We start from the raw sequence: 4,416 nt of genomic DNA on the forward strand, positions 1-4,416 counted from the left end.
GCCAGGCCCCGGGCATGGACGCGCGCGTGCGCGAGCGCTGGTCGCTGCCCGCGCTGTCGCTGAAGGACGAGTCCGGAGCGAAGGCGCTGCAGGCGGCGCTGCGGCCCAAGCTGCAACAGCTCCTCGCGCGCCGGGCTGGGAGCGGCTGCACGTCGTCAGCGGCGGCGGCCCCGCCCCGGAAGGCCCCCGCGCCCTCACCTGAGGCGGGCCCCGGGTGACGGGCCGCGGCGTTGTCGTCCACGCCACTTTCCGAGTTTACAGGACTAAACAGGATATAGCGCTTAAGATGCTATTACCTGTTTAGCTTGATAAATCAGCAATGCGCGAAGCCGTCTGGCTTCACGCGCCCGGGGCGCCCGCCCCAGGCAGAGGCATTGCCGAAGACACCCCCTGGAGGTCCCGATGAAGGCTTCGAAGCTGTTCCTTGCGTCCGCGATGGCGGCACTCGCCGTGGCCTGTGGTCCCGCTCCCGAGGAGGGCATGGGCGAGGAGACCCAGACGCCCGCCGTCACGGACACGCAGCAGCAGGACGTGCCCGTGCCTCCGTTGGTCTCGGTGGCGGACTACGCCGGTGACAGCGGCGAAGGTCGCGAGGTCAACGCCATGGCCGTGTGTACCGGCTGGAACTACAACTACTGCCTCACCACGTGCGCGGGCGACCCGTCGAACACGCTCTACGTGGTGGGCTACTACAGCGACCCGTACGTGGGCGGCTACGGCCGCTGCATCGAGGCCTCCGACAGCTTCTGCCTCTACTACTTCGGCACGGTGCGCCGCTCCGCCTGCTGGGGTTACCCGTAGGCCGTCTCGCGGTCCCCGTGGTGAGCCAGTCCCTGTCCGGGTGCCAGCCGAGCCCGGGCAGGGCTGTCTGTCTTCAGAAGCGGTCCGGCTCCGGCATGGGCGGCGCGGCGCTCAGCCCCCGGTCCTGCATGGGCGGGTGCAGCGGCAGCTGGACGATGAAGCGCGAGCCGTGGCCGAACTCGCTCTCCACGCGCACCCGGCCGCCGTGGCCCTCCACCAGGCTCTTCACGATGGCCAGCCCCAGCCCCGCGCCGCCGAACTCGCGCGTGGAGCTGCCGTCCACCTGGTAGAAGCTCTGGAAGATGCGCTCGAACTCCTCGGCGCGGATGCCCACGCCGGTGTCCTCCACGCTGATGCGGTAGCCGGGCACGCCCAGCTCCTGCTGCATCGCCGCGTCCGACAGCGTCACCTTCACCCGGCCACCCGCGGGCGTGAACTTCACCGCGTTGGCCAGCAGGTTCACCACCACCTGGCGCAGCTTGTCCAGATCACCCGCGAGCCTGGGCTGCGGCGTGTGCGGCAGCCGCACCTCCAGCTCCAGGCCCTTGCGCTGCGCCTGCGGCAGCACGCTGGAGACCGCCGTCTGGATGACGTAGCCGGGGTCCACCGGCGCCATGGACAGGCGCAGGCGGCCCGCCTCAATCTGGCTCAGGTCCAAGAGCGAGGAGATCATCGAGAGCAGCGTCTCGCCCTTCTCCACGATGGTGCGCACGTACTGGAGCTGCTCCGGGTTGAGCGGCCCCGCCAGCCCCTCCGCCATCATCTCCGAGTACCCGAGGATGGACGCGAGCGGCGTGCGCAGCTCGTGGCTCACCGTGCCCAGGAAGGTGGACTTCAGCCGGTCCAGCTCCTTGAGCCGCGCGTTCGCCTGGAGCAGCCGCGCGTTCTGCGCCTCCAGCTCGCGGTGCACCTCCAGCGTGGACTCCAGATGCAGGTGCGTGGCCAGGTACGCCTTCTGCCCGCTGGCGACGAGCGCGCCCAGCACCTGCCCGAAGTGGCCCAGCACCTGCGCGGCGGTGCGCTCCGGCACGCGGCGCACGCGCCCCAGCAGCTCCTGCGCGCGCTCCAGGTCCAGCCCCTGGATGCCGGTGAGCGTCTCCGGGAAGTCCGTCAGCTCCTCCGGCGTGAAGGGCCCCAGGATGACCCGGCCCAGGAGGTCGCCGTCCCAGCGCACCGGCATCACCACGTAGCGCAGGCCGGTGAAGCACGTGAGCGCGATGAGGCCCGCCGCTTCGGACACGTCGCCGTCCGCGACGCGCCCGCCGGCCTCCGGCAGCACGGGGCCGTCCTTCACCCGGCCCACCATGGCGGTGCACGCGTGGCGGCCGTCCGGGAAGGAGAAGACGTAGGCGCAGAAGTCGCCGTGGCCCACCTTCACGTCCGCCAGCTTGTTGCCGCGCGTGTCCAGCACCTTGATGCCCACGCGGTACAGGTCGCTGAAGCCCTTCACCACCTCCGTGAAGGACGGCAGGTCCAGCAGGTCCCCCAGCGACAGCCGCCGCTGGAGCGCGGACTCACGCCGGGGCGCGCTCGCGGTGTTCCGGGGGCCTCCGCCCGCCGCGCCGCTCATGGCGCCCTCCCGCTCTCCCTGCCGCCGGGCACGGCGCCCGGGCCATACCGCCCCTCCAGCGCCGTTCCGCTCAGGTCGATGTGGCGGAAGATCTGCCCCAGGAACTCCTCCTCGCTGAGGCCCACGTTGCGCGACAGCTGCGCCCGGCCTTCCAGCGCGCGCCAGGCCGTCTGCACCACGGCGTGGAAGGTCTCCACCACGCCCTCGCCTCGCACGGCGACGGAGCCCACCACCGGCTGGCTGCCCCGGCGCTGCACCTCCGCCAGCTCCGCGTCCGTCAGGCTGTCCGGCAGGTCGCGCTTGTTGAACTGGATGACCACCGGCACCTGCGTGGGGTCCAGCTCCATCTCACGCAGGTTCTCCTGGAGGTTGCGCCAGTAGCTGTTGTTCTCCTGGGCCGCGCCCCTGCGGCTGTCCGCGATGAAGACCACCGCGTCCGCGCCCTGGAGCACCACCCGCCGCGTGGCGTTGTGGATGACCTGCCCCGGCACGGTGAAGAGCTTCACCTTCACCTTGAAGCCCGTGGAGGTGGAGAAGAAGACGGGCAGCAGGTCGAAGAAGAGCGTCCGGTCGTCGTGGGTGTCCACCGACAGCAGGCGCCCTCGCACGTCCGGCCGCGCTCGCGCGTGCAGCTTGCGCAAGTTCGTCGTCTTCCCGCTGAGCCCGGGGCCGTAATAGACGATCTTGAGCGTCAGCTCGCGCTGGGCGTGGTTGAGTTGCAAGGGGCAGAGCTCGGACCGAGGGGGACCCGGACAGGGGTTTTATAATGGCCCCACGTCCCGCGCGGAAGGCCGCTCGCAGTCCAGACGACGGGGCGGGACATGTCTTCCCGGAATGACGCCCCCGTGCGTGACGTTTCGAGAGATTCCTGCTCCCCGCCCGGGAGGAGGACGTCTCCCCACACTGAAAACAGGACAATGCGCGCGGAATGATCGCGTGCATGGGTACGGGGGGACCGGTTAGGATCGCGGACGCGACGGAGGAGCAAGGCGATGACGATGAAGCAGGTGGACCCTGGCGTCGAGGTGGCGGCCCCCACGCCGGTGCTGGATGGAGCGACGCTCCCCAATGATCTGGTGAACGGGGTCAAATTCGGGCCGCCCACCGACGAGGACCTCACCACGGTGTCGGCCCTTCGCGCCAACTCCGAGCCCTGGAAGGGGCGGGGGGAGAGCCAGGAGGACAGCCTCAAGGCGCTCACCCCGCTCAAGCCCTTCCTCCACGTGGCGCGGATCCAGAACCAGGTGGTGGGCTACGTGACGGTGGAGCGCGACGGCCCGGTGCCGGGCGCGGCCTACCTGCGCAACATCGTGGTGAAGCCGGAGCTGCGGCGCCAGGGTGTGGGCGAGAAGCTGCTCGACAAGGCGCTGGACGCGGCGCGCGACATGTACCGCAAGACCATCGCCCTGCGCGTGGACCCCGCGAACGCGCCCGCGGTGGGCTTCTACCGCAAGGCGGGCTTCACCACGGTCGCCACGGTGGTCTCCAAGAAGTCCGGCAAGCTGCGGCTCCTGATGTCGCGCGAGCTGTAGTCCGACGCACCCCAGCAACCGGCTGTACCCGACGGGAGGGGCCCTCACACGGCCGCTCCCGTCGTGCGTTCGGGGACATGCCCCCGGGATGACCTGGGAGGCGGCGGTCGACTATCCTCGCGGGCGTTTCCACCCCGCCGGGCCTGACGCACGGCAGCGGTGGGGCCTCCCCCCGAATGAAACCGCTCGCTGAGCTGCTGCGTCATCTGTCGCGTCCTGGAATCACCGAGCTGGCCCTGGCCAGCGGCCGTCCTCCGATGGTGCGCGGCGCCACCGGCTACGAGCCCGTCGATCCCGGCGCCCTCTCCACTGATGATCTCGTGAAGGCCCTCCAGGCGATGGTGGGCCTGGCGCGGGCGTCCACGGTGTCGGAGACGCCGGTGCAGTGGACGGTGAACGCCACCGGCCTGGGCTCCCTCTGCATCGCGGCGGTGCGCCGGGGCGAGCTGATGAACGTGCGCCTCACGCGAGGCGCGGAGGGTGCGGCGCAGGCCGCGGCCCAGCGGCGCGGCC

At 70.8% G+C, this 4,416-nt stretch carries 4 protein-coding genes and 2 pseudogenes; 4 read left to right on the top strand and 2 right to left on the bottom strand.

What is annotated here, in order from left to right:
* Positions 1-218, top strand: a pseudogene (locus ACLEQD_RS37875) (hypothetical protein); the annotation flags it as partial.
* A 184-nt stretch (positions 219-402) separates the two neighbouring features.
* The gene (locus ACLEQD_RS37880; protein WP_410390724.1) at positions 403-801 is read left to right on the top strand and encodes a hypothetical protein; all 399 of its coding nucleotides are present in this window, start codon (positions 403-405) and stop codon (positions 799-801) included.
* Positions 802-874: 73 nt separating this feature from the next.
* Here the strand turns inward: ACLEQD_RS37880 and ACLEQD_RS37885 are convergent, their stop codons facing one another.
* Complete coding sequence (locus ACLEQD_RS37885; RefSeq protein WP_410390725.1) at positions 875-2,371, bottom strand: ATP-binding protein; 1,497 nt, start codon at positions 2,369-2,371, stop codon at positions 875-877.
* On the bottom strand, positions 2,368-3,093 hold the full coding sequence (locus tag ACLEQD_RS37890; RefSeq protein WP_410390726.1) for a GTP-binding protein: 726 nt from the start codon (positions 3,091-3,093) through the stop codon (positions 2,368-2,370). Before ACLEQD_RS37890 ends, ACLEQD_RS37885 begins: the two co-directional genes overlap by 4 nt.
* A gap of 270 nt (positions 3,094-3,363) precedes the next feature.
* On the opposite strand from ACLEQD_RS37890, the gene ACLEQD_RS37895 reads away from it, so the two are divergent.
* Both ACLEQD_RS37895 and ACLEQD_RS37900 read left to right on the top strand, forming a co-directional pair.
* On the top strand, positions 3,364-3,903 hold the full coding sequence (locus tag ACLEQD_RS37895) for a GNAT family N-acetyltransferase (protein WP_410390727.1): 540 nt from the start codon (positions 3,364-3,366) through the stop codon (positions 3,901-3,903).
* 176 nt (positions 3,904-4,079) lie between these two features.
* Positions 4,080-4,416, top strand: a pseudogene (locus tag ACLEQD_RS37900) (twitching motility protein); the annotation flags it as partial.

It is taken from the genome of Corallococcus sp. 4LFB (assembly GCF_046520365.1).
In the GTDB taxonomy this organism is placed as follows: Bacteria; Myxococcota; Myxococcia; order Myxococcales; family Myxococcaceae; genus Corallococcus; species Corallococcus caeni.

Coding starts and splice junctions, on each gene's coding strand:
- ACLEQD_RS37880 (WP_410390724.1), top strand. CDS start 403: ATGAAGGCTTCGAAGCTGTTCCTTGCGTCCGCGATGGCGGCACTCGCC.
- ACLEQD_RS37885 (WP_410390725.1), bottom strand. CDS start 2,371: ATGAGCGGCGCGGCGGGCGGAGGCCCCCGGAACACCGCGAGCGCGCCC.
- ACLEQD_RS37895 (WP_410390727.1), top strand. CDS start 3,364: ATGACGATGAAGCAGGTGGACCCTGGCGTCGAGGTGGCGGCCCCCACG.